The following is a 24,341-nucleotide window of genomic DNA, read 5'->3' on the forward strand; positions in this document are numbered from 1 at the left end:
AAAGAAGAATTGGGCATGCTGGATATCAAGCAGTATCAGAATAAGAAAGTGTTGGTTTTAGGCTTAGGGATGAGCGGCGTCAACGCGGCGCGCTTGTTGTATAAGTTAGGGGCATTAGTCACAGTCAACGACAAGAAGAAATTTGACGACAACAAAGATGCGCAAGCACTGTTAGCCGATGGCATCAAGGTGATCACCGGGTATCATCCGGTGGAGTTGTTGGATGAGCACTTCGAATTGATGGTCAAAAACCCCGGCATCCCGTATTCCAACCCGATGGTGCAGCGCGCCCTTGAGTTGAAGATCCCGATCATCACGGAACCAGAATTGGCTTATCAAGTTTCCACCAGCCAATGGATCGCCGTGACCGGCTCCAATGGTAAAACCACGACCACCACGTTAATTGGCTTGATGCTCAATGAACAAGGCCAAACCGCTTATGACGCCGGCAACATTGGGATCCCAGCTTCTGCCGTGGCGCAAAAAGCCGGCAAAGATGACACCATTGTCGCTGAATTATCCAGCTTCCAGCTGTGCGGCATTCAAACGCTGCATCCGCATGTCGCCGTGTTGACCAATATCTACGAAGCACATTTGGATTGGCATGGCGATCGAGAACATTACGTGGCCGCTAAGATGCGCATCACCATGAACCAAACCGCAGATGATTATTTCATCATGAATTGGGATCTGCCGGAAATGCATGAACTGGCCAAACAATCCAAAGCCACCATTGTACCGTTCTCGCGCAAAGGCGCAGCCGGTGCGCGGGCCAGCTTGCAAGACGGCTGGTTGTGCTTTGATGGCGAACAGATCATGCCTGCTGATCAAATGCAGATCCCAGGCACCCACAACATCGAAAACGCTTTGGCAGCGATTGCCGCGGCTAAGCTTGAAGGCGTGGGCAATGAGGCCATTGTCGCGGTATTGACGCGCTTCACCGGCGTCAAGCACCGCATTCAATATGTGCAAACCGTTGCCGGGCGCAAGTTCTATAACGATTCCAAAGCCACTAACGTTGAAGCGGCCAGCGTGGCCATCAACGCCTTCACCCAGCCGCTGGTGTTGTTAGCCGGCGGTTTGGATCGCCATTTATCAATGGATGACTTGATCCCGTTAGTCAAAAAGCATGTCCGCGCAATGGTGACCTTTGGTGAAACCGCACCATTGATGAATGCGGTGGCCAAAGCCGCCGGCATCCCTTATCAACAAACCGAAGATGTGAAGTCAGCGGTGCCATTGGCATTTGCGGCCAGCCAGCCAGGGGATGTGGTGTTGTTATCGCCAGCTGCGGCGTCATGGGATCAGTTTCCTAACTTTGAGATCCGCGGCGATGTCTTCATCGATGCGGTCAAAGCGCTAGCCGAAAGGAATGAATAAGATGCGTGTGATCGTCAGCGGTGGCGGCACCGGCGGCCATATTTACCCAGCATTAGCCTTGTTGGAACAGCTTAAGCAACGCGATTTATTAGACGCGGTGTTATACATCGGCACCAAGCGCGGCTTAGAAAGCCGCATCGTGCCTAAAGCCGGGATCCCTTTTGACACAATCGAGCTGCAAGGGTTCAAGCGGTCGTTAAGTTTAGAGAATGTCAAAACCGTCACGGAATTTGTCGAAGGGCTGCGCAAAGCCAAGCAGATCTTGAAGGACTTCAAGCCTGATGTTGTTGTCGGCACCGGCGGTTATGTGTCTGGTGCGATTTTGTTTGAAGCGGCGCGCTTGCACATTCCTACGGTGATCCATGAACAGAACTCCGTGGCGGGTGTGACCAACAAATTCTTGGCGCGCTTCGTCGATAAAATCGGCATTGCCTTTGCTGAAGTCCAAAGTGCCTTCCCAGCGGCTAAAGTCGCGATGGTAGGCAACCCGCGAGCCCAGCAAGTGGCCAAGCTGCGCCCTAATGAGCGCTTGGTGGATTTCGGCTTGGATGCGCATAAACGCACCTTATTGATCTTCGGCGGCTCACGCGGAGCACCGATGATCAACAACGCTGCTGTGCAAGCATTGCCGGCGTTTGGCCAAGCCGGGTTTCAAACTTTGTTTGTCACTGGGCGGGTGCATTATGACCACATCAAAGCAGAATTGCCGGACTTGCCTGATCATGTCAAAGTCGTGCCGTATATCGACGACATGCCGGCGATTTTGCCGGATCTGTCGTTGGTGATCGGCAGATCCGGCGCCACGTCCATTGCGGAACTCACGGCGTTAGGGCTGCCGGCGATTTTGATCCCCAGTCCTAACGTCACCGGCAATCATCAAATGATCAATGCCCAAAGTTTAGGCAAACACGGTGCGGCGATCGTCATTCCTGAAACACAGCTGGATGCGCATTTTGCCGACACTGTGATCGACTTGATGCAAGATGACGCGCGGTTGGTGGAAATGACCCGCGCTGCCAAAGCACTCGGTGTGCCAGATGCCGCTGATCGCTTGATCGCTTTGATGCAAGCGGCGATCGCATTACACAAGAAATGAGGTGAGACCATGGCGCGGTGGCATAAGACCCACTCTGATTCGCCACTAACGCCTTGGGAGGCGTATCAAGCCAAACAGGCCAAACAAGCCCGCGCCAAGCGTCATGCCTTGCCGCTGCCGCAGCTTTCGCACACGCGCAATGCCCGCAGAAGGCGGAATCTGGCACTGCTTTTGACCCCGCTTTGTGTGCTGCTGGCGGCTGGGGCGTATATGATCTCGCCGCTGGCCAAAGTCGGCCAGCTTAAAGTGCTTGGTGAATCGACGGTGCCGGCGCAATCAGTGATCGATGCCAGCAAGCTCGGCAGTTCTCAGGTGATCTTGGACTTGCTGTTGCATAAAGACACTGTTGCCAAGCGCGTAAAGGCCAAATTGCCCCAAGTGCAACAGCTGCATGTGGATGTTAATGCCTTCAATCAAGTGACGCTGCATGTCAAAGAATATGCGCCGCTGGGGTATTTGGCCCATCAAGATGGGTATCATGTGTTATTGGCCAGCGGTACGCTGCTTCGATCCGCCACGCAGACGCCTACGCACAATTACCCGATTTACGCTGGGTTTTCAACTAAAGAGGCCTTCAAGCTGGCTAAAGTCGTGCACGAATTCCCGCCAGCCGTGGCGCGCGGTGTTTCTGAAGTGCATGCCACGCGCGGGGCAGCGAATCCGTATCAGATCACGATCAGTATGAACGATGGCAACAAGGTGATCGCCGACTCGCGCACGGTGGCCAAGAAGATCAAGTATTACCCGCAATTATTGGCTTCAGTCACCAAGAAAGGCACAGTTGATCTGGAAGTCGGTGCTTTCTTCACCCCATATGCAAAATAGCCTACAAAAATGGTAATCTTTGCTTGGAATAGGTGAGATGCCGCGGGTTAGTGTGGTAAAATCAAAACAGTATTACGTTTTCATTGAGCAAAATTTCAGTCCGGGAGGTTCTACGTCATGGGAAATCAAGACATCTATGTGGGACTTGATATCGGAACCACCTCGATCAAAGTCATCGTCGCCGAGTACATCCAAGGCCAGATGAACATCATCGGAGTAGGTAGTCAACGTTCCGCTGGCCTCAGCCGTGGCGTGATCGTCGATATCGATAAGGCGGTAGACGCCATTCGTCAAGCCGTTAACCAAGCAGAAGAAAAAGCAAGTATTAAAATCGATAATGTGGTGGTCGGCATCCCTGCCAACCTGTTGCAAATCGAGCCGGTCACCGGCATGATCGCCGTGGGGGATGCCTCCAAAGAAATCACCGATCAAGATGTGTTGTCCGTTGCCCAAGCCGCTTTGGTGCGCAGCTTGCCGCCAGAGCGCCAAAGTTTGCAATTGACCCCAACCGAATTTATCGTTGATGGTTTCGATGACATCAAAGACCCGCGCGGCATGATCGGCGTGCGTCTGGAGATGCACGGCATCTTGTTCACCGTGCCAAAGACGGTGTTGCATAATACCTTAAAGGCGTTAGGCAAGGCGGGCTTGACAGTACGCAACGTGGTCGTGGATCCTTTGGCCAGTGCCCAAGTGGCGCTGACCGATGGGGAACAAGACTTCGGTACTGTGTTGATCGATATCGGCGGCGGGCAAAGTACTGCTGCGGTGATCCACGATCACAAGCTGAAGTTCACGTCAGTCGATCAAGAAGGCGGCGAATTCGTCACCAAAGATATTTCGGTGGTATTAAACACCGGCTTTAAAGACGCTGAGAAGCTTAAGCGCGATTATGGCAATGCCGATTCCCTGGCTACCCATGAAGACCAGACTTTCCCAGTCACAGTGGTGGGTAAAACCGAACCGGTGATGATTTCCGAGAAGTATTTGTCTGAAATCATTGAAGCGCGTTTGGGTCAGATCTTTAAGCGGTTAAACGGCGCTTTACAAGGTGCCAACGCCTTAGATCTGCCAGGCGGCATCGTGATCACCGGCGGCACCACAGCGATTCCTGGAATCGTTGATTTGGCGCAAGACATTTTCGAACGGCCGGTGCGCGTCTTCATTCCTCGCGAAATGGGCCTGCGCCATCCGGCCTTCACGCAAGCTTTGGGGTTGATCCAATACGCTGCGCATTTAACCGATATCGATTTATTGGTGGCCAGTGTCTTGCCGCTCGGCGCACAAGCTGCGCCGAGTGCGCCTAAACCGCAAGCTAAGGCCTCAACGCCTGAGCCAGAACCGACTGAACCTGAAGAGAAGAAGCCGTCAGCACTGCGCCGCTTCTTCGGCAACTTCTTTGAATAAAACGTCACATTAGGAGGCATACCCATGGAATTTTCATTAGACGCACAAAACGATACTGGCGCAGCGATCAAGGTGATCGGCGTCGGCGGTGCTGGCGGTAACGCAGTCAACCGCATGATCCAAGAAGATGTCAAAGGCGTGGAATTTATCGCCGCAAACACCGATGTGCAAGCTTTATCAAACTCAAACGCAGAAACCAAGATCCAGTTGGGCAACAAGCTGACCCGCGGCCTTGGTGCCGGCGCAACGCCTGAAATCGGCCAAAAAGCCGCCGAGGAAAGCGAAGAACAGATCCAAGAAGCGCTTAAAGGCGCCGATATGATCTTTGTCACCTGCGGCATGGGCGGCGGTACTGGTACCGGCGCTGCGCCAGTGGTGGCTAAGATTGCCAAGGACATGGGTGCTTTGACGGTTGGCGTCGTGACGCGGCCGTTCACTTTTGAAGGCCCGCGCCGCGCCAAGAACGCCGCAGAAGGCATTGCAAACTTGAAGGAGCATGTTGACACGCTGGTCATTATTGCCAACAACCGCCTGCTTGAAATTGTCGACAAGAAGACGCCGATGATGGAAGCCTTCCATGCTGCTGACAACGTGTTGCGCCAAGGTGTGCAAGGTATCTCTGATTTGATCACCAGCCCAGGTTTTGTCAACTTGGACTTTGCTGATGTGAAGACAGTCATGGCCAACCAAGGTTCCGCTTTAATGGGCATCGGTACTGCCAATGGCGAAAACCGCACGATCGAAGCCACCAAAAAGGCGATTTCTTCGCCATTGCTGGAAGTTTCGATTGCCGGCGCCAAGCAGGTCTTGTTAAACATCACCGGCGGCCCGGACTTGAGCTTGTTTGAAGCCCAAGACGCTTCTGAAATCGTGGCCCAAGCCGCAAGCAACGACGTCAACATCATCTTCGGGACTTCCATCAACGAAGACCTCGGCGATTCTGTTGTGGTGACGGTTGTGGCCACTGGCATCGATGCCACTGATGCGGGTCAACAACGTTCGGCTCGTGCCGCTGCTGCTAAGTCTAGTGCAACAACGAAGCCGGCAGAACCTGCTGCTGCCAACGACGACGACCCATTCTCTAAATGGGATCTGCGTCGCGAACCAACCAAGCATGAAGAACAAGCTGCGCCTCGGACGAACTTTGATAACGTCAAGAAAACCGATTTTGACATCTTCGAAAGCCAACCAACCGGTCAAGACGATCCTGACAAAGACGATCAGCCACCATTCTTCAAGCGCCGCCGCAGTTAAGAAACCCAGAGCGGAGCAGTCCGAACTTAGCGATGTGTATAAGACGGGATGACGTTTGGGCGTATTTTGCCCAAGCGGCGGCACGGCTTACACGCAATCGCGTTGGACTGCGCAGCTCGACGAAGAACCCCAGAGCGGAGCAGTCCGAACTTAGCGATGTGTGTAAGACGGGATGACGTTTGGGCGTATTTTGCCCAAGCGGCGGCACGGCTTACACGCGATCGCGTTGGACTGCGCAGCTCGACGAACCCCAGAGCGGAGCAAAGCGGGTTTAGCGGTGGAGATAAGGCGGGATGACGCAAAGGCGGTTTGTGCCTTGGCGGCGTCACGACTTATCTCACGCCGCGTTGCTTTGCGCAGCTCGACGAAGAACCCCAGGGCGGAGTGGCGCGCTTGAGTGGGTCGGGTAGCCTAGCTGTTGTACTTGAGGCGGGTTTTGCCTCGAGTACGACAGCGTAGCTAGCCGCACCCGCGATGCGCCACGCAGCTCGACGAAGAAACCCAGAGCGGAGCAGCCCGAACTTAGCGATGTGTGTAAGACGGGATGACATTTGGGCGTATTTTGCCCAAGCGGCGTCACGGCTTACACGCAATCTCATTGCTAAGCTGCAGACGCAAAAGTTTTTTAAGCAATGATCCCGCGTGACAAAGGAGGAATGCGTGATGGCATTTGAGAAATTTAGCAGTAAGCTAGGCTCGTTCTTCGCAATGGACGCGGAAGATGACGAGCCGCAACCAACGCCAACCCAATCAGCAACCAGTCAGCCTCAAGCAAAGTCCACGGCACAAAGCAAGCCGAGTTTTGCTGGCAATAAGGTGGTAGCGATGAACAATCCAGTAGCACAACAAGCGAAGATCGTCGTTTATGAACCGCGGATCTACTCTGATGCCAAGGAAATCGGTACCCACTTGTTGAATAACAAGGCGGTGGTGGTGAACTTTGACCGTATCGAGGCGGATTCGGCAACGCGAATCGTGGATTTTCTCACCGGGGTGGTGTATGCCATCAATGGCGAGATTCGGCGCGTTGGCGAACAGATCTTCTTAGTGACGCCGGCCAACTTTGCCATTGATGGGTTGTTGGCGGATAGTTTAGGTAATGACTTCGACTTGCAAATGACGGAATAGGGGGCTGCCAGTGTTACTTACTGTAGTTTACTGGGTATGGCGAATCATTTACTACGCGATTTACTTGTATGGAATCGCAATGACCGTATACGTGTTGATGTCTTGGTTCCCAGGAGCGTATGACAGCGCGTTGGGCCGCTTTCTCGGCCGCATCGTGCAACCGTTTTTGGGATGGTTTCAGCGCTTCATCCCGCCGATCGTAGGCGTCGATCTGTCGCCGATCGCCGCTTGGGCGGTGTTGTATTTGTTTGAGAAATTCATCGATATCGTGTATTTCAACCTGGTAAGCTGGTTGGCATGAGCTTATGGATAACGTTTATCAGCATTTTCGCAAAGATGAACAGCCGTTCATCGATTCGATTCAAGAAGCCTTGAGTATTGCCACCACTGAGTATCGGCCGTGGCTTTCGCCGTTTCTTGATCCGCGGCAGCAATATATCACCGAAGTTTTGGCCGCAAGCTTCGATGGCGTCGCTGTGCATCAATTTGGCGGTGTCGCTGGCGCTGAACGCAAGCGGATTTTATTGGCCCCGGATTATTTTGTGCCAGAAGATTCCGACTATGAGCTGGCGTTGTTGCAGATCAATTATCCGCAGAAATTTGCCGAACTTGATCATTCGCATATCTTAGGGACGCTGGCAAATGCCGGGGTCGAACGGGCGATGTTTGGCGATATCTTGAACCAAGCTGAGGTTTGGCAAGTGGTGGTGACTGCTTCAATGAGCGATTGGGTGCAACAGAATGTCACCAAGATCGGCCGCATCAGCGTGCGCTTTGAGCCAGTTGACTTAAGTGCCGCCGTTACCCCGCAAGACGATTGGGAAAGCATGCAAACCACTGTGGCGTCGCTGCGATTGGACGCTGTGGTGGCACATGTGTTCAGCATTTCGCGCACACGGGCGAAGGAATTGGTCGAACACAGCCATGTGCGGTTGAACTTTGCCACCCAAGATCGCCCAGATGGCGAACTTGCGGTACACGACATTGTGTCAGTCCGCGGCTATGGCCGCTTGCGAGTCGATGAAGTGTTAGGCAGTACCAAGAAAGATAAGTTGCGGGTCCGCTTTTCGGTGATACATAAGTAAACAGGAGGCAGTATAATGGCATTGAGCCCACTGGATATTCATAATAAAGAATTCAATGTCCGCATGCGCGGGTATGATCAAGATCAGGTCAACGACTTCTTAAGTCAAATCATCAAAGACTACACAGCTTTGTTGAAAGACAATGAAGACTTAAACAAGAAATTGGCTGACGCCGATGAGAAGGTCAAGTACTTCACTGACCTCAAAGACGCCTTGAACCAAAGCATCATCGTTGCCCAAGAAGCAGCCGACAAAGTCAAGGCCAACGCCGAGCAAGAAGCCGACTTGATTCAACAACAAGCCGAAAAGAACGCGCAAGACTTGTTGACCAGCTCCACTGATAAGGCCAACCGCATCGTCGGCGACGCCAGCGAGAAGGCCAAGAAGATCACCGTGGAAACCGAAGACCTTAAGCGGCAAACGCGCGTCTTCAGACAGCGTTTGCAAGTGATGCTGGAATCCCAACTGGAAGTCGTCAAGAGTCCAGAGTGGAAAGAGTTGTTGTCTAGCTCTGATCAGGCACCTGAAGTGTTAGATCCAGCAAATAATCAGCAAACACCTCTTGACAACGCCCCATCTGCACCAGTAAACTCAGAAGCAACAGAACCTGAAGACGACACCGGCTATACGGAGATCATTTTCCCACAAGAAGCCGATGATGATGCTTCAGACACTGCCCAATAACGTATGGACACGCGTCTTGTGTGTAGGCGATCAAAGCGACTCGAGGATGGTGCAAGCTCGAGGGTAGCCGCATGCAAGGTATCAGTCCGTCAGTTGCCTAGGCGATCACAGCTTAGGCCGGCGCCGCCGTTAACCGGTTTAGAGGAAAGCATGTTTTTGCTTTTGAACTTAGGTGGTACCACGATGATCTCGTCCTATTGATAGGGCGGGATTTTTTGTTTGGTCCCAAGAAAGAAGGAATCCTAATGAAGGTCAAAGAGACCCTGAATTTAGGCAAGACGCCATTCAAGATGCGCGCCGGTTTGCCTAATAAAGAACCCAAGCTCTTAGATGCTTGGTATGAAAACCATGTTTATGAAGAACGCCAGAAGTTAAATGAAGGCAAGCCAACGTTTGTGTTGCATGATGGCCCTCCGTTTGCCAATGGTAATATCCACATGGGCCACGCCTTAAACAAGGTCACTAAAGATATCATCGTGCGTTCCAAGTCCATGGCTGGCTTCCGCGCCCCATATGTCCCTGGCTGGGATACGCATGGCTTGCCAATCGAACAACAATTGGCCAAAAAAGGCGTCAAGCGCAAGGAAATGTCGATGGTCGACTATCGCGAAATGTGCCGCCAGTTTGCCATGAAAGAAATCGACAAGCAGCGCACCGACTTCAAGCGCTTAGGCGTCTTAGGCGATTGGGAACATCCTTATATCACCTTGTTGCCGGAATTTGAAGCCGAAGAAATTCGCGTCTTTGGCCGTATGGCAGAAAAAGGCTACATTTACCACGGCTTAAAGCCGGTTTATTGGTCATGGAGTTCTGAATCGACTTTGGCTGAAGCCGAAGTTGAATACCATGACGTGAAGTCACCGTCCATTTATGTGGCCTTTAAAGTCGTTGATGGCAAAGACTTACTGGATGATGATACTTACTTCATTATTTGGACCACGACGCCTTGGACCATTCCGGCCAACTTAGGCATCGCGGTTAACCCGCGCTTTGAATACGCCCAAGTGCAAGTTGGCGACAAGAAGTACGTTGTGGCCAGCGAAATGCTGCCGCAAGTCGCTGAGACGTTAGGCTGGAGCGATTACGATGTGCTCAAGACCTTCCCTGGGACTGAATTGGATCGCATGACTGCCAAGCACCCGTTGTATGATCGCACCAGCTTGGTGATGGAAGCCGATCATGTCACGTTAGATGCTGGTACCGGTTTGGTCCACACCGCACCTGGTCATGGTGAAGATGACTACAAAGTCGGTGTCAAATACGGCTTGCCGGTTTATTCTGTGGTCGATGAGAAAGGCTTCATGACCAAAGATGCGCCAGGTTTTGAAGGGGTCTTCTATGACGATGCCAACCGCATGGTCACCAAGGCCTTGACTGAAGCCAACGCGCTGTTGAAGCTGGACTTCTTCATCCATAGTTATCCGCATGACTGGCGGACCAAGAAGCCGGTGATCTACCGGGCCACCACGCAATGGTTTGCTTCTGTTGATTCCTTCCGCCAAGACATCTTGGATGCAATCGATCAAGTGAAGTTCTTCCCAGATTGGGGCAAAACGCGCCTGCACAACATGATCCGCGATCGCGGCGACTGGGTCATTTCGCGTCAGCGGGCTTGGGGTGTGCCTTTGCCGATTTTCTACGCTGAAGACGGTACGCCGATCATCGAACAAGCCACTATCGAGCATGTTGCTGAATTGTTCGGCAAGTATGGCTCCAGTGTGTGGTTTGATCGTGAAGCCAAAGACTTATTGCCAGAAGGTTACACCAACGAACATTCACCAAATGGCGAGTTCACCAAAGAAACCGACATCATGGATGTGTGGTTCGATTCTGGTTCCAGCTGGGCTGGAGTCGCGAAGTTGCGGCCGGAATTGAATTATCCCACTGACATGTACATGGAAGGTTCCGATCAATACCGCGGCTGGTTCAACTCCAGTTTGATCACCAGTGTCGCTAACTTTGGTACCGCGCCTTACAAGCAAGTCTTGTCGCAAGGCTTTACTTTGGATGGCGAAGGCCGCAAGATGTCCAAGTCTTTGGGCAACACCATCGTGCCTGACACAGTTGAGAAGCAATTTGGCGCAGAAATCATTCGGCTGTGGGTCGCTTCTGTGGATTCCAGCTCTGATATGAAAGTCTCCATGGACAACTTTGCCCATACTTCTGAAACTTACCGCAAGATCCGCAACACCCTGCGCTTTATGCTGGCCAACACCAGTGATTACAACGAAGCCGCTGATGCCGTGGGTTACGCGCAATTAGGTGCCGTTGATCAATATATGCTGGTGCGTTTGAGCCAAGTGGTCAAAACCGTCCGCGCGGCTTATGAAGCCTATGATTTTGCCACGGTCATTAAGACCATCACTGGTTTCTTGACCACCGACATGAGTGCCTTCTACCTGGACTTCGCCAAAGATGTCGTGTACATCGAAGGCGAACGCTCACAAGCCCGTCGCCGCATGCAAACCGTGATGTACAAGGCATTGGTCAGCATCGTTGAATTATTGACACCAGTCTTGTCCTTCACTGCCGAAGAGATCTGGCCATTGTTGAACCAAGAGCGCAAGTTCGCGGCTTTGGCTGACTTCCCAGAAGCTGGCGCTTACTCCAACCAAGATGAACTCAAAGCGCAGTGGCCTGCCTTCATGGCTTTCCGTGAGAAGGTCCAAAAGGCCTTAGAAGTCGCCCGTGATGCTAAAGTCATCGGCAAATCGCTGGAAGCGCATGTCACGGTTTATGCCGACCAGGCCTTAGCTGACTTGTTGCAAGGCTTAGATGCCGATGTGGCTCAGTTGTTGATCGTCAGCGACTTTACGGTCAAAGACGCTGCTGAAGCACCAGCTGACGCGCAAGACATCGAAGGTGTGCGCATCAGCGTGGCCCATGCCGAAGGCGAAGTTTGTGAACGTTGCCGCATGACCACCACGACTGTTGGTGCCGACAGCCGTTATCCGCATTTCTGTGAACGTTGTGCCGGTATTGTTGCTGAGAACTTCCCAGAAACTGCTAAAGCAGATTTTCAATTCGAGGGCTAATATGTTAGGACGCGTAAAGAACTACAACGAAGAAAAAGGCTTTGGGTTTATCGAGATCCCAGAGCAGCCAGATGTGTTCGTCCATTTCTCTGCGATCCAAGGCAGCGGCCATCAAAGCCTCACGCCTGGTGAAACAGTGAAGTTCGTGATCGTCGAAGGCGCCCGCGGCCCACAAGCCGCTAACGTCAGCGTCGTTAAACCAGAAGCCTAATCTGAATTGGCGCCGCTGAACCGTAAAGGTTTGGCGGCGTCTTTTTGTATACCAGAGCGGAGCAGCCCGCATTTAGCGGTGGATATAAGGTGGGATGACATTTGGGCGTTCTTTGCCCAATTGGCGTCACGACTTATCTAACGCCGCGTTGCTTTGCGGAGCTCGACGAAAAAAACCAGAGCGAAGCAAAGCGGGTTTTAGCGATGTGGATAAGGCAGCCTGAGCCGATGGCGGTTTGTGCCATTGGATCGGGATGACTTATCCGCGATCGCCTTGCTTTGCGCAGCTCGACGAAGACCCCAGAGCGAAGCAAAGCGAATTTAGCGGGTCAATTAGCTTAGCCCTCGTGCTTGCGGCGTACTTTGCCGCGAGTACGGAGGCGTAACTAATTGCACCCGCGTTGCTTTGCGCAGCTCGACGACAACGCCAATGCGCATAAAGAAAACGCTAAGATTCACTGTTCATTCGCAAGCCGCCATTTGGTGTCGTATAATGGAAGTTACGATTGGGGGTAGTGCTTATCGCAGATGAAGACAACGCGCAGAAAGCTTTAGTCACCGGTTCTGCGTGGATGACCGCCGGGAGCATTATCTCGCGGGTGCTCGGGGCGATTTATGTGATCCCTTGGGTGATGTGGATGGGCGGGCATTGGAATGCCGCCAACGCATTGTTTGCCCGAGGCTACAATATCTATTCGCTGTTTCTGATCGTTTCTACCGCCGGCATCCCCAGTGCCGTTTCCAAACAAGTCGCGCATTATTTGGCGGTAGACGATTATGGTTCGGCCAAGAAGCTGTTCCATCGTTCGATGTTGATGATGATCGCCTTAGGTATCATCAGTGCCGCGGCTTTATACTTCCTGGCGCCAGTATTAGCCATGCAGAATGGCCGTGTGGATCCGCGGATGTTGCCGATTTTGCATGCGCTGGTGTGGCCGTTGCTGCTGATCCCGCCGATGAGCATCTTGCGCGGGTATTTCCAAGGCTTTGCCGAAATGGCGCCAAGTGCGATTTCGCAGCTTTTGGAACAACTGGCGCGCGTGGTATACATGCTTGGTGTGACATATTTGATCATGCAAGCCGGCTCAGGTGATTATGTCCAAGCCGTGGCGCAATCGACATTTGCGGCCTTTGTCGGGGCAGTGTTGGCGCTGATTTATTTGATTGGGGTTTACTTCCGCCGACACGCTGAATTTGCCCGTCCGGCAACGATTCAACCAGCGCCGACTCGCCAGCTGTTAAGTGAAGTGTTACATCAGTCGGTACCGTTTATCATTTTGGATGCCGGCACGGTGTTGTACCAGTTCTTTGATCAATACAGCTTTCCGGAATTTCTGGCGCACTTCTTTGTGGTGTCGCAGTCGCAAATCGAATACTTATACGGCTTGTTTGCCTTTAATACCAACAAGTTGATCATGATCATTGTGTCATTGGCCTCGGCGATGGCGGCCACAGCCATTCCGCTGCTAGCCGGCGCATTCACGCGCGGTGATAAGCATGCGGTGGCGCATCAAATCGAGAACATCTTGCGGTTGTTCTTCTTGGTGATGTGGCCTAGTGCATTAGGGATGGCGGCAGTGGCCCGGCCGTTATATGCCTTGTTTTATTCAGACGATTCGCTTGGCGTGGCGATGTTGATCGTCAATGCCTATATTGCCGTGATCTTAGGGCTGTTTACGATCCTGGCGGCGACGATGCAAGGCTTGTACCAGAATCGACAAGCAATCAAATATTTCCTGATCGGCTTAGCGGTCAAGCTGTTGTTGCAGCTGCCTGCGGTGTATTTCACCAGAAGTTTCGGCCCGCTGTTGGCAACGGCATGCGGATTTATGGTGACCGTGGTGCTGATGCTTGGAGCCTTAGATCGGGAATATGACTTGGATTGGTCGACTTTGGGCCGTTCGGTGACGCAACTGCTGGCCTGTGCGTTGGTGATGTTTGCTGTGGCCAGTGCCATTACCGCCGGTTTGGATGCTTTGCTCGGCGGGGTGCGCAAGATCACTGCGATTCCGGTGTTGTTCTTGGCTGCTGGAGCAGGCGCTGCGGTATATGCGTGGTTGGTATTAAAATGGCGCTTGGCTGATGATTTGTTCGGCAGCCGGATCGCCGCCATCCGCCGGAAGCTGCATTTGCAATAATGACGACTGGAAATTTATCATCACCAAAAATGGCCTGCCAACCAAAACGGTTGCGCAGGCCTTTTGCGGCTAATGCGTGTCTTCCAGCATCCCGTCTTTGGTGCGGGCCACTTGCATGGCCTTAAGCGGGATCATGTGGGCTGCGCGAATCGCAGCGGTGTTTGCTTGCCAAGCGGCGATTTGCTTGGCGGTGGCATAATCAGGCGCGCCTTTGGTGTATAAGTGCAGATACGCCCATAAGGGATAAGCGTTGGTGGTGATATTGGCTTCGGTTGGCGCTTGGCCGTTGAGTTTGACAACGCGCGTGTTTTCACGGACCATCGAGCTGGCCAAATAACCAATGGCGCCAGGTGTTGCCGCAACGGTCCGGCGCATCAAATTGCTGGTGGCAACGCGTTTGGCAGCTTGCGGCGTTTGGCCGTTTAACGCCAAGGTAGTGAAGTTCTCACGGGTACCAGAACCGGTTGTGCGGTCAAGTACGGTGATTGGCAAGTCGTTGCCGCCAACTGCTTGCCAATTGTGATACTGACCGGTAAAGATCCCTGCCAGCTGCGCTGAAGTCAAATTGGTTACCCCGGTGTGGCTGCCCACGATCACAGCAATCCCGTCGACGGCCAAAGGGTGGTCGACTAAGGCCCGCGAGTTGGTGAACACATCGCTTGCCCCAATGGTGACTTCGCCTTTATTCACAGCGATCAGCCCCGCCTGGCTGCCGCCGCCTTTAACTGTGACAGTGGCATTAGATTTGATCAACGGGCTGATTGACGTCGCCCCGGCAACGGTGAGGTGAGGCGTTTGGGCAAAGACGTAATGGTAGCCGAATCCGCAAACCAGCGCCACAGCGCAAAGCGCGGCGATCAGATAACGTTTCTTCATGACGATCATCCTTTCCATAGTACATTCACGATACCAAACCAATGTAAAGACATTGCTTGGCGAATGTAATGATCGTGTAAGGCATGTAATCATTTGGTATACGGGGTATAATATAACCCGGGAGTTTTCTGAAAAAAGGAGGCACAAACTGTGCAAGATTACGTCAACAATCCGCTGGTCCAGAAACATCGCTGGTGGATCATCACTGCGGTAGGCATGTTTACCATCATGTCGACCTTGGATGCTTCCATCGTCAACATCGCCTTGCCGGTAATGGCCAAAGATCTCCACATCCCCATGAATCAAGCGGAATGGGTGGTGTCGATTTATCTGATTGTTATTTGTGCCTTGTTGTTATTGATGGGTAAGCTTGGCGACGCCATCGGCAAGATTCGCGTCTTTCGCATCGGCACCGGCTTATTTGTGTTCGGCTCATTGTTGGCGGGTTTTAATCATAGTTTCTATTTGCTATTATTTGCGCGAGTGACGCAAGCCCTTGGCGCGTCCATGACCATGGCCAACAACAACGGCATCATCACCGAGATTTTCCCGCAGCAAGAGCGCGGCAAAGCCCTGGGTTTGATCGGCTCGTTTGTGGCGGTTGGGTCCATTGCCGGACCTGGCATCGGCGGCTTGATCCTAGGGGCGCTGCCTTGGGGATATATTTTCTGGATCAATATTCCCATTGGGATCATCACCATTATCGTGGGCCATTATGTGCTGCCTAAAGACTTGCACGTCAGCAAAGCACCCATCGATTGGGCTGGTTTTGGCAGTTATGTTGCCGCAATCGTGCCGTTTTTCTTGGCGGTATCGTTGGGCCAAGAAGCTGGCTTCGCCAAACCTTACATCATTGCCTTGTTTGTGGTGGCGGTGGGGTTCTTGGCGGTGTTTGTCGCTGTCGAGCGGAAGATCTTGGCACCGCTGGTTTCTTTCAAGTTGTTCAGCAATCAAGAATTCACCATTTCACTGTTGTGCGGCTTCATGATCTTTGTGACCAACTTCTTCTCCAATGTGATCACGCCGTTTTATTTGGAGAATGCGCGCGGCTATTCAGCGACGCATGCCGGGTATTTGATGATGGTGTTTCCCATCGTGCAAGTGATCATTGCGCCGTTATCAGGCAGCTTGTCAGATAAGATCGGACCGTATTTGTTGACGCTGGTGGGGCTGGCGGCGATTTTAGCTGCGCAAATCGGCTATACGCTGTGGCACTTAGATTCCAGCTTGGTGATGATCGCGTTGGTCATTGCCATTAACGGGTTTGGCAACGGGGTGTTCCAGTCGCCCAACAACACGATCATCATGTCTGCCGTTGCGCCGCAAGACCTTGGCATCGCCGGCGGGTTGAATGCTTTGGCGCGCAATTTGGGAATGGTCGTGGGGATCTCTGCAGCCACGACCACGCTGTTTGCGTCCATGAGCCACACCGCCGGCCGCAAAATGACCACTTATCCGACTGGCAACGATCCGTTATTTATCTCGGGGATGCATGTGGCCTTTGAAGCGGCCATCGGCTTGTGTGTGATCGCCTTTGGCTTAACCGCATATCGCATGTGGCAAAATCGCCGCGTGGCCTAAGGAAGCTTGCCTTCGAAGCTGAAACAAATACAGCAGATAATGAGAAACGGAGTAGAGTGATGGACCGCAGGCGTTAACTTTGCCCTGTCACTTTGCTTCTGGTACCAAGTGGATCTCGTCCGCCCAGAAGTCGTTTTAGTATCCAAGGTATGGCAAGCAAATGTTGGTCGAGTTGTATTCTTAACGAATGCGGATAGCGTAGGGCAGGTGCCGCGGAGCGGTGTGGGGCAAACGGCGGTCAGGCCGTGAAACGATCAGCCCTGTGAGACAAGCGGGTTGTGCTTGGCTCGCAGGGCTGATCGCGGCAAGTTCAAAGACAAGCAGGTGAGCGAAGCGAGCGCTTGGCTTTGAACTTAGGCGCAAAACGCGCGTTCTTTGCGCGGTTGGAGCCGGCCGCACTGCCTGCGCCGCCGTTTGCCCCACGCTGCGCAGCGACACCTACCCGGCCTTGTGAACCGAAAACAGCCCCGCTACCAAATCGGTAGCGGGGCTGTTTGTTACATCTTGCCTTTGGTGTAATCCAGCAAGTGGTTCTTGAGTTCGTTTTCCATATTGGAAAGTTCTTGCTCGGCGGCTTGGCGCTTGGTGCGGCCTTCTTGTTGGATCTGCAAAGTCTGTTGCAAGGTTTCCACCAAGTCGTTTTGCGTCTGGGTGAGGGTTTCGATATCGACCACGCCGCGTTCGTTCTCGCGGGCGGTTTCGATCGCCGACGTCTTCAACAACGCAGCGTTTTTCTTCAACAAGTCATTGGTGGTTTCAGACACTTGGCGCTGAGCGGTAACGGCGTCTTTTTGCCGCAGCAAGGTCAAGGCAATGGCCACTTGGTTCTTCCACAGCGGAATGGCGGTGTTCACGGAAGCTTGGATCTTCTCAGCCAGCGCTTGGTTGGTGTTTTGGATCAAGCGGATTTGCGGGGCTTGTTGCAAGGTGATTTGGCGCGCCAATTCCAAGTCATAGGCGCGCTTTTCCAGCCGTGTTTGGAACTGCTTGAGGTCGTTGACTTCTTGCACTTGCATTTGATCGCCTGAGGCTTGGGCTTTGGCCATGGCTTCTGGGATCGTGGTGGCTTCAAGTTCTTGCAGCTTGAACTTGGCTGCGGCAATGTAGATGTTTAACGCATCGAAATAGGCTTTGTTTTGCCCGTATAATTCTTCAAGCATCTTGTTGTCTGTCAACAAGCCTTGTTCTTCTTTCTCCAAGCGGCTGGCGATGGAGTCGATTTGCGCGCCGATTTTCTGATACTTGGCAGTGATTTCAAAAATCGAACGGCGTACCTTGCCGAAGATCTTCTTGAAGACATTATTGTCTTCGGCCCGCAGCTCGTCAGGGTTGGCTTCATTCAAGCGCGCCATCAAGCTGGTCAAAGCATCGCCAACAGCCCCGGTGTCTTGTGATTGCACCTTGTTGAGCATGGTTTGCGAGAACTGGCCGAGCTGCTTTTGGGCGTTGGCGCCGTAACTCATCACCGCTTCTGGAGATTTGACATCGATTTGAGAGGCCAATTGCTTCGCTTGCGTTTCTTGTTCAGGGGTCAAACCGGCAGGGGTTTGAGCAGCTTCTGGTTGAGGCGCTGCAGCAGGTGTGTCGGTGGTGCCGAAGGGATTTGAAAGTAAGTCGGATACCAAGTTGTTATCAGTAGATTGTTCTTCGCTCATTGAATTTTCTCCTTAACGCGTGATTTATCCTCGGCAAAAGCGGGGTCTACCGGATGCTGCACGGTTTGGGTGGCTTGAGGGATCTGTTTCTTGGCAAGGTTGATGTCAGCTTCTAAGGCATCGATATCGGTTTCCACGAAGTTGGCGTAGTCATCGCGAATCGCTCGCGCCAAGTCAGCCATTGTGTTCGCCGCGGTGGTCAACACATCATAAGTGTCTTCAGTCTTCACTTCATGATGGGTGATCGCCTCATACTTCTGCGCGATGCGCACCAGGTTAGGCAGCTGCTCATAGATAAAATGCCCCGCTGCACCCATTTGTTTGGGATTGTTGACGATCGCCTTGAAATAAGCGTGCAAAACTGCCACCAAATCGGCGTTTACGGCAACGGATTTAAGCTTCGGCACCCGATTGATGATGTCTTCAAAAGTCTGGATCGCGTCGGCTGCGTCGTCCATGGTTTTGCGGAACAATTCAACTTCGCTGTCGTCCAGTCCAGAAGCTTGGTAGTGTTCAGCCATCGCGGCACTAAGCGGCGGGGTAGTTTCGGTGACTGGCGGCTTGGGCCGAGACAGTTCGCCGACGAAGCGCGCGAATGCAAAGACGATGGCGATAAACACGGCAATGCCGATATGCTGAGTGATCACACCGATGGCAAAGCCACCAAGCGCCCATACAAGGACGCGCCACCAGCGGATACGGTGTGTTGTTTTTTTCACCTGGTTCACTTCCTAAACGCTTTATGACCATAGTTTACCATAGAACGGCCTAGTCAATATCGGCCTTGGGATTGAGTTTGGTAAAAGAAACCTTAATTTGTTGTGCACAGCAGGTTTAGCTTGGTATGATAGCGATGGAGGTGGCATGATGGAGCGCTTGATCAAAACAGAAAACTTATATGAAGGCAAGATCTTGACGTTGCAGCGGCAAACCGTCGCCCTTGCCGACGATACCAGCGCCTTGCGCGAAGTGGTACATACTAGCGGATCATCCGGCGTGTTGGCAATTGATGGCGCCAAGGCGTTGTTTGTCCGGCAATGGCGCACCCCCTTAGGCCAAGAAACGTTAGAAGTGCCAGCTGTGCGCATTGAAGCGCAAGAATCGCCATTGATGTGTGCCAAGCGCGAGTTGAATGAAGAAGCCGGTTTAAGCGCAGCCAATTGGCATGAAGCGGCTGATTTCTATCAAGCGGCAGGCTTTTCTGATGCGCGCTGTCATTTATTTATGGCCACTGATTTAACCACCCTTACCCATAAGCGGCCTCAAGACGTTGGTGAGTTCGTCCGCGCGCAGTGGCTGACGCTTGAAGAAGCCCAAGCCCAAGTGGATAAGCGGCTGATCGTGGATGCCAAGTCGCAATTAGCCGTGGTGTTGTGGGCCAATGCGCAACTGAAAGGACAACAAAATGCCAGACACTGAACCTAAGACGCGCAAAGCCTATCGCCAAGCGCAAAAACACGCCGCCAGTACTGCAGAAGCGCGCGACCGCAAGCGGCAACAAGTTGAGCGTGAATATGCCGCAGAACAACATCGCGCTAAGCGCACCCAACCGGCAAGCGGGCGCTTTGATGAAGTGACTTACAAGAAGGTCAACAGCTTAAAGAAGAAGCTCAATTGGGCCATTGGCATTGTGATCGGCTTGTTGATCATTGTGGCGCTGGTTTTGTTCTTGGTGTGATTGCGACTAACCCTTCGTAAGTGTAAACTAGAATACGTTGTTGAAACCGCAAGTGGTCCAGGTGCTTTAGCTTGGATCGTGAATAAAGGAGAATTCTCATGAAATTGGGCGTTATCTGCGCGATGGAAGAAGAACTGCGCGCATTGTTAGCACAACTGCAAGAACAAACCACAACCAAGGTGGCCAATCAGACTTATTACCACGGCACGATTTCAGGCGTTGAAGTGACGCTGGTCGAATCCGGCATTGGTAAAGTGCAAATGGGCATGACTTGTGCGATCTTGTTGGAGAAGTTTGCGCCTGATGTCGTGATCAATACCGGATCAGCCGGCGGCATTGGCCAAGGCTTGCATGTCGGCGATATCGTGTTATCTACCGCGGTGGCTTATCACGATGCTGACGCCACGGCCTTTGGATATGTGATGGGCCAATTACCGCAACAGCCGCAAAAATTTGTCGCTGATACCAAGTTGGTTGATGCTATCGCCCAAGCGGCCCACAGTGTTGATTTGCATACGCAAAAGGGCTTGATCGTTTCCGGTGATCAATTTATCGCCAGCGCCGATGCGACTGCCCGCATTCTAAGCATCTATCCTGATGCGTTGGCTGCGGAAATGGAAGGGGCGGCGATCGGCCAAGTGGCCACTCAATTTGGCGTACCGTTTGTGGTGATCCGGGCGATGAGCGATGTTGGCGACGAAAACGCCGGCCAATCGTTCGACGAATTCATCGTGGATGCCGGCAAGCGCTCAGCTGCCATGTTATTAGCTTACATTCACCAACTGGCTTAAGAAGGAAGTGCCTTATGCAACACGTTTATTTAGATAATGCGGCTACCACCCCGATGGCGCCGGCAGTGATCGATGCGATGACTGAGCAAATGCGCAATGATTTTGGCAATGCCAGTTCGACGCATTATTTTGGCCGCGCGGCGCACACGGTGTTGGATAACAGCCGCAAGGTCATCGCTGATTCCATCAACGCCTTGCCTGACGAGATCATTTTTACCAGTGGGGCAACGGAAAGCAACAACACTGCCATCAAACAAGTGGCATATGAATTTGCTGACAAAGGCAAGCACATCATCACCACAGCTATTGAACATCCTAGCGTTTTGCAGCCGCTTAAAGAGCTGGAAGAAGAAGGTTTCACCGTCACGTATCTGCCAGTTAATGAAGCTGGCGTAATCGATTTGGCAGACTTTGATGCGGCATTAGACGATGACACGATTTTGGTGTCGATCATGATGGGCAACAACGAAGTCGGCTCGCGGATGCCGATTGCAGAAATTGGCGAGCGCTTAGTTGATCACCAAGCGGTATTTCATACTGACGCCACCCAAGCGTATGGTTTGTTGGACATCGATGTCAAAGCCTTGCATGTGGATCTTTTATCGACATCAGCCCACAAGATCAACGGGCCTAAAGGCGTCGGGTTCTTGTATCGTGCGCCGAAGTTAATGATCCATCCGTTCATGCGCGGCGGCGAACAAGAGAAGAAGCGCCGGGCCGGGACGGAGAATGTTGCCGGGATCGCCGGCTTTGCCAAAGCCGTTGAATTATTGACCCCTGCAGTCAAAGCCCACAAGCAAGCGACCTTCTTGCAATACAAACAGCAAATCATGGCCGGTTTAGACGAAGCTGGCGTGCCATATGCACTAAACGGCAGCTTGGATAACAATGTTAATCATGTGCTGAACTTATGGCTCAAAGGTTTGTCGACTTATGCCTTGCAAACGAATTTGGATCTGGCTGGCTTTGCTGTGTCAGGCGGTTCGGCTTGTACCGCTGGGTCACTGGAGCCTTCGCATGTGCTGATCGCCATGTTCGGCGAGGATTCGCCGCGCATCGGCGAGTCGATTCGGATCAGTTTCGGCACTTACACCACCCAAGCAGACGTCGCCGCTTTCACAAAGGCGCTGATCAAGATCGCCAAGCGCTTACATGCGCACCGCAAGTAGCCTGGACGTGGTAGAATAGAGCTATAAGATTCTGATAACGGAGGGGAAGCATATGGCATTAGCAAGTACCAGCAAGCCGCTTGGCGCACCGAAGACTTACGCGATTTCATCCGGCGTTAAGCGTTACACCTTGATGGATCTGGGGTTTGTCAAAACCAAGAACGGCAACTTCCAATTGGAACGCTCACTTGATCCAAACTCACCATTCACTGCAGCCAACAAGCTGCGCATCACGTTCAAAGCCGATTTGTCCGCCTTTCAAATGGGCGTCACGACTGGCAACGGCTTGAAAGCCGTGGATATCTTCAAGTCTGACAAGACGGCAGATAACGTTGAACAATATAATTACATCATCACAGAATTGATCGACCGCGACGTGATCGTCGAAGCCTGATCGAAAAAAATTCCTCCTCAGCTGACTAGCTTTGGAGGAATTTTTTATCTTGGCAAAGCAGGTTTGCCGAAGTAATAGCCTTGGTAATGCTTGATCGCCAATGACTTGGCAAAGGTGACATCGCCTTGGGCTTCGACGCCTTCTAGAATGAAGTCGATGCCGGCTTGTTGCGCGGTATGCGCCCAGAAGGTGACGCGTTCTTTGATGCGATTGATCGATTCGTGCCGCCGCAAGTTCTGCATGGCAAACTTCACGCCATCGATATACGGCAGAATCTGTTGGACCAATTCGTAGGAGTTATCTGAACCGACATCATCGATAAAGACTGCTACATTGGCACTGCGATAAATTGCGGTGACGCGGCGGATCGTGGCCAGATCCGGCACCGTGGTGATTTCAACGATCAGATGCTTGGGGCCGTAATCGGCAGTGGCGAAACCGGCCAAGGCATCGGCAATGTTGGTATCGGAGAATTGCGCCAAGGTGAGATTGATCGTCACCCGGATCAAGTGGCTGACTTGCAGTACCGAGGCAATCAAAGAAATTTGCTGTTCGACATGGATATCGAAGCGCTCCGGCAGGTGCCATTGGTCGCCATCTTGCTTGCGCAACAGGAGTTCAGCGCCCCAAGTCTGCGAAGTATCATCAATTTGTTCAATGATCGGCTGGGCAAAATACGTCAACTTGACGCTGGTGGTATGCTCAACGACGCCGCTGCCGGCCATTTGGTTGCGGCCGCGCTGTTTGCTGAGGCGCAAGTTGTCATCAGCGCGGGCTAAAGCCGAATTGATGCTGATGTCTTCTTGATGTCGCGTGGTCAGCCCTGCAGACAAGGTCAACGTCGCAAAGCCGCCATGCACTGGGAAATGGGTCTTGGCGACTTGCGTCAAGCAATCCGAGACGATCGCCGCAGCCTCTTTGGTGGTGACACCTAAGAAACCAAGGGTAAATTCTTCACCGCCAGCGCGGTACAAGCGCGCCGTCACGTTGGATTGATGCAAAATTGCTTGGATCGTGTCGACAATCGACAATAAGACGATATTGCCGGCCAAGTAGCCATAGCGCTGATTGAAGGCACTGAAGCGGTCAACGTCGATGGCGGCGATCACTAAAGGCTGTTGCGATTTCGTTGCTAAGTTAAATAAGTTGGCCATGTCGGTTTGATCGCCGGCATAAACCGCCGTGGCAGTCATTTGATCATAGGCGGCGACGCGCTGCAATTCGGCGGTGTGTGCATCAGCAGAAACCGTCAAGCGCACATAGAAATCTACTGCCAAACTCAAGATCACATAGGCACTGACTTCACGCAGCCACCACCAAGGATCAAATTGCCGCGGCAGTGAGCAATAAATGCCGCCGATGCCTGTGATGCCAAGCACCGCCATCCCCAGATAATCCCAGATTCGCCGTGCTTGGATAACTTGGCGTTTGACGATCAAGCCGCACAACACCAAGACCCAAACCAAGTAGGCGCCACCGACTGCCAGCGTGAAAGGCTGCGCGTAATACCACAAATAGACCAAACAACATAGTGCTTCTAAGCTGATCGTGACCCAATCGCCAGTGCGCACCGCAATGACATACAAGCTGACTAACATCAAGTTTAAGAACGGCCAGTGCAAGCCAAAGACTTGCATCTGCGGGTCGATGCGATATTGCATATCTTGCAAGAGATACAGCACAGCCAGATACAACAAACCAGCCACGCGAACGATCCATGCGCGGTGTTTGACAATGAAAGGTGATAAGGCCCGATCATTGACCCAATACAAAAGGGACGTCATTCCCCAAGCTAAGAATATACTGAACAAAAGCGTTGTGGCGTATGAAACGCCGATCATCCCACCGGACATGCGTCTGGCCTCCGCACCTAGATTATTAGTTCTTCTATAAGAGATTAGTATATCGAAAAATTTATTATAAAACAACGAGAATATTGGCACACTTACTTTTGC

General features: G+C 52.4%; 22 protein-coding genes. 18 read left to right on the top strand and 4 right to left on the bottom strand.

What is annotated here, in order from left to right:
• Positions 1–15: 15 nt before the first annotated feature.
• The 12 genes from murD to ACGG90_RS08590 all read left to right on the top strand — a co-directional run bounded on the left by murD (position 16) and on the right by ACGG90_RS08590 (position 14,242).
• Entirely contained in the window at positions 16–1,380 is a 1,365-nt protein-coding gene (murD, locus tag ACGG90_RS08535; RefSeq protein WP_390408300.1) for a UDP-N-acetylmuramoyl-L-alanine--D-glutamate ligase, read from the top strand.
• A gap of 1 nt (position 1,381) precedes the next feature.
• Positions 1,382–2,476, top strand: a complete 1,095-nt coding sequence (gene murG / locus ACGG90_RS08540; RefSeq protein ID WP_390408470.1) for an undecaprenyldiphospho-muramoylpentapeptide beta-N-acetylglucosaminyltransferase — start codon at positions 1,382–1,384, stop codon at positions 2,474–2,476.
• 9 nt (positions 2,477–2,485) lie between these two features.
• Positions 2,486–3,301 carry a cell division protein FtsQ/DivIB gene (locus ACGG90_RS08545; RefSeq protein WP_390408303.1) on the top strand — a complete coding sequence of 272 codons (816 nt, stop codon included), beginning with the start codon at positions 2,486–2,488 and terminating at the stop codon, positions 3,299–3,301.
• A gap of 117 nt (positions 3,302–3,418) precedes the next feature.
• Positions 3,419–4,708, top strand: coding sequence for a cell division protein FtsA (gene ftsA, locus ACGG90_RS08550; RefSeq protein WP_390408306.1), 1,290 nt, complete (start codon positions 3,419–3,421; stop codon positions 4,706–4,708).
• A 24-nt stretch (positions 4,709–4,732) separates the two neighbouring features.
• Positions 4,733–5,962, top strand: coding sequence for a cell division protein FtsZ (gene ftsZ / locus ACGG90_RS08555; protein ID WP_390408309.1), 1,230 nt, complete (start codon positions 4,733–4,735; stop codon positions 5,960–5,962).
• Between the two features lie 663 nt (positions 5,963–6,625).
• Positions 6,626–7,090, top strand: coding sequence for a cell division protein SepF (locus ACGG90_RS08560; RefSeq protein WP_390408311.1), 465 nt, complete (start codon positions 6,626–6,628; stop codon positions 7,088–7,090).
• A gap of 10 nt (positions 7,091–7,100) precedes the next feature.
• Entirely contained in the window at positions 7,101–7,391 is a 291-nt protein-coding gene (locus tag ACGG90_RS08565; protein WP_390408314.1) for a YggT family protein, read from the top strand.
• A 4-nt stretch (positions 7,392–7,395) separates the two neighbouring features.
• Entirely contained in the window at positions 7,396–8,175 is a 780-nt protein-coding gene (locus ACGG90_RS08570) for a YlmH family RNA-binding protein (protein ID WP_390408316.1), read from the top strand.
• A gap of 15 nt (positions 8,176–8,190) precedes the next feature.
• The gene (locus ACGG90_RS08575; protein WP_390408318.1) at positions 8,191–8,859 is read left to right on the top strand and encodes a DivIVA domain-containing protein; all 669 of its coding nucleotides are present in this window, start codon (positions 8,191–8,193) and stop codon (positions 8,857–8,859) included.
• 245 nt (positions 8,860–9,104) lie between these two features.
• A complete protein-coding gene (gene ileS / locus ACGG90_RS08580; protein WP_390408319.1) occupies positions 9,105–11,894 on the top strand; it encodes an isoleucine--tRNA ligase in 2,790 nt (929 codons plus the stop codon).
• 1 nt (position 11,895) lies between these two features.
• Positions 11,896–12,105, top strand: a complete 210-nt coding sequence (locus tag ACGG90_RS08585; RefSeq protein WP_390408321.1) for a cold-shock protein — start codon at positions 11,896–11,898, stop codon at positions 12,103–12,105.
• 514 nt (positions 12,106–12,619) lie between these two features.
• Positions 12,620–14,242 (top strand): putative polysaccharide biosynthesis protein, encoded by a 1,623-nt coding sequence (locus ACGG90_RS08590; RefSeq protein WP_449273601.1) that lies wholly within the window; start codon positions 12,620–12,622, stop codon positions 14,240–14,242.
• Positions 14,243–14,311: 69 nt separating this feature from the next.
• Here ACGG90_RS08590 and ACGG90_RS08595 read toward each other — a convergent pair whose 3' ends face one another.
• Positions 14,312–15,118, bottom strand: a complete 807-nt coding sequence (locus ACGG90_RS08595) for a substrate-binding domain-containing protein (protein ID WP_390408326.1) — start codon at positions 15,116–15,118, stop codon at positions 14,312–14,314.
• A gap of 150 nt (positions 15,119–15,268) precedes the next feature.
• Between ACGG90_RS08595 and ACGG90_RS08600 the strand changes: the two genes are divergently transcribed.
• On the top strand, positions 15,269–16,699 hold the full coding sequence (locus ACGG90_RS08600) for an MFS transporter (RefSeq protein ID WP_390408328.1): 1,431 nt from the start codon (positions 15,269–15,271) through the stop codon (positions 16,697–16,699).
• A 497-nt stretch (positions 16,700–17,196) separates the two neighbouring features.
• On the opposite strand, the gene ACGG90_RS08605 is transcribed toward ACGG90_RS08600, so the two are convergent.
• Both ACGG90_RS08605 and ACGG90_RS08610 read right to left on the bottom strand, forming a co-directional pair.
• Positions 17,197–18,354: a toxic anion resistance protein gene (locus tag ACGG90_RS08605; RefSeq protein ID WP_390408331.1), complete on the bottom strand. Its 1,158-nt coding sequence runs from the start codon at positions 18,352–18,354 to the stop codon at positions 17,197–17,199.
• Entirely contained in the window at positions 18,351–19,073 is a 723-nt protein-coding gene (locus ACGG90_RS08610; protein ID WP_390408334.1) for a 5-bromo-4-chloroindolyl phosphate hydrolysis family protein, read from the bottom strand. The genes ACGG90_RS08605 and ACGG90_RS08610 overlap by 4 nt, the downstream gene beginning before the upstream one ends.
• A 148-nt stretch (positions 19,074–19,221) precedes the next feature.
• Between ACGG90_RS08610 and ACGG90_RS08615 the strand changes: the two genes are divergently transcribed.
• The 5 genes from ACGG90_RS08615 (at position 19,222) to ACGG90_RS08635 (ending at position 22,386) form a co-directional block, all read left to right on the top strand.
• Positions 19,222–19,773 (top strand): NUDIX hydrolase, encoded by a 552-nt coding sequence (locus ACGG90_RS08615; protein WP_390408336.1) that lies wholly within the window; start codon positions 19,222–19,224, stop codon positions 19,771–19,773.
• The gene (locus ACGG90_RS08620; protein WP_390408339.1) at positions 19,760–20,032 is read left to right on the top strand and encodes a hypothetical protein; all 273 of its coding nucleotides are present in this window, start codon (positions 19,760–19,762) and stop codon (positions 20,030–20,032) included. Before ACGG90_RS08615 ends, ACGG90_RS08620 begins: the two co-directional genes overlap by 14 nt.
• Positions 20,033–20,130: 98 nt before the next feature.
• Entirely contained in the window at positions 20,131–20,823 is a 693-nt protein-coding gene (locus ACGG90_RS08625; RefSeq protein WP_390408341.1) for a 5'-methylthioadenosine/adenosylhomocysteine nucleosidase, read from the top strand.
• A 14-nt stretch (positions 20,824–20,837) separates the two neighbouring features.
• Entirely contained in the window at positions 20,838–21,992 is a 1,155-nt protein-coding gene (locus tag ACGG90_RS08630; RefSeq protein WP_390408344.1) for a cysteine desulfurase family protein, read from the top strand.
• Between the two features lie 52 nt (positions 21,993–22,044).
• Positions 22,045–22,386 carry a DUF1831 domain-containing protein gene (locus ACGG90_RS08635; protein ID WP_390408347.1) on the top strand — a complete coding sequence of 114 codons (342 nt, stop codon included), beginning with the start codon at positions 22,045–22,047 and terminating at the stop codon, positions 22,384–22,386.
• Positions 22,387–22,430: 44 nt separating this feature from the next.
• On the opposite strand, the gene ACGG90_RS08640 is transcribed toward ACGG90_RS08635, so the two are convergent.
• A complete protein-coding gene (locus ACGG90_RS08640; RefSeq protein ID WP_390408349.1) occupies positions 22,431–24,239 on the bottom strand; it encodes a sensor domain-containing diguanylate cyclase in 1,809 nt (602 codons plus the stop codon).
• Positions 24,240–24,341: the final 102 nt, after the last annotated feature.

It is taken from the genome of Lacticaseibacillus jixiensis (assembly GCF_042847315.1).
GTDB classification, from domain to species: domain Bacteria; phylum Bacillota; class Bacilli; order Lactobacillales; family Lactobacillaceae; genus Lacticaseibacillus; species Lacticaseibacillus jixiensis.

What these genes read in the sequence shown, in the direction of transcription:
- ACGG90_RS08620 (WP_390408339.1), top strand. Translation starts at nt 19,760, where the DNA reads ATGCCAGACACTGAACCTAAGACGCGCAAAGCCTATCGCCAAGCGCAA.
- ACGG90_RS08630 (WP_390408344.1), top strand. Translation starts at nt 20,838, where the DNA reads ATGCAACACGTTTATTTAGATAATGCGGCTACCACCCCGATGGCGCCG.
- murD (WP_390408300.1), top strand. Translation starts at nt 16, where the DNA reads ATGCTGGATATCAAGCAGTATCAGAATAAGAAAGTGTTGGTTTTAGGC.
- ACGG90_RS08615 (WP_390408336.1), top strand. Translation starts at nt 19,222, where the DNA reads ATGGAGCGCTTGATCAAAACAGAAAACTTATATGAAGGCAAGATCTTG.
- ACGG90_RS08570 (WP_390408316.1), top strand. Translation starts at nt 7,396, where the DNA reads ATGGATAACGTTTATCAGCATTTTCGCAAAGATGAACAGCCGTTCATC.
- murG (WP_390408470.1), top strand. Translation starts at nt 1,382, where the DNA reads ATGCGTGTGATCGTCAGCGGTGGCGGCACCGGCGGCCATATTTACCCA.
- ACGG90_RS08575 (WP_390408318.1), top strand. Translation starts at nt 8,191, where the DNA reads ATGGCATTGAGCCCACTGGATATTCATAATAAAGAATTCAATGTCCGC.
- ACGG90_RS08595 (WP_390408326.1), bottom strand. Translation starts at nt 15,118, where the DNA reads ATGAAGAAACGTTATCTGATCGCCGCGCTTTGCGCTGTGGCGCTGGTT.
- ftsA (WP_390408306.1), top strand. Translation starts at nt 3,419, where the DNA reads ATGGGAAATCAAGACATCTATGTGGGACTTGATATCGGAACCACCTCG.
- ftsZ (WP_390408309.1), top strand. Translation starts at nt 4,733, where the DNA reads ATGGAATTTTCATTAGACGCACAAAACGATACTGGCGCAGCGATCAAG.
- ACGG90_RS08545 (WP_390408303.1), top strand. Translation starts at nt 2,486, where the DNA reads ATGGCGCGGTGGCATAAGACCCACTCTGATTCGCCACTAACGCCTTGG.
- ACGG90_RS08635 (WP_390408347.1), top strand. Translation starts at nt 22,045, where the DNA reads ATGGCATTAGCAAGTACCAGCAAGCCGCTTGGCGCACCGAAGACTTAC.
- ACGG90_RS08585 (WP_390408321.1), top strand. Translation starts at nt 11,896, where the DNA reads ATGTTAGGACGCGTAAAGAACTACAACGAAGAAAAAGGCTTTGGGTTT.
- ACGG90_RS08625 (WP_390408341.1), top strand. Translation starts at nt 20,131, where the DNA reads ATGAAATTGGGCGTTATCTGCGCGATGGAAGAAGAACTGCGCGCATTG.
- ileS (WP_390408319.1), top strand. Translation starts at nt 9,105, where the DNA reads ATGAAGGTCAAAGAGACCCTGAATTTAGGCAAGACGCCATTCAAGATG.
- ACGG90_RS08560 (WP_390408311.1), top strand. Translation starts at nt 6,626, where the DNA reads ATGGCATTTGAGAAATTTAGCAGTAAGCTAGGCTCGTTCTTCGCAATG.
- ACGG90_RS08605 (WP_390408331.1), bottom strand. Translation starts at nt 18,354, where the DNA reads ATGAGCGAAGAACAATCTACTGATAACAACTTGGTATCCGACTTACTT.
- ACGG90_RS08640 (WP_390408349.1), bottom strand. Translation starts at nt 24,239, where the DNA reads ATGTCCGGTGGGATGATCGGCGTTTCATACGCCACAACGCTTTTGTTC.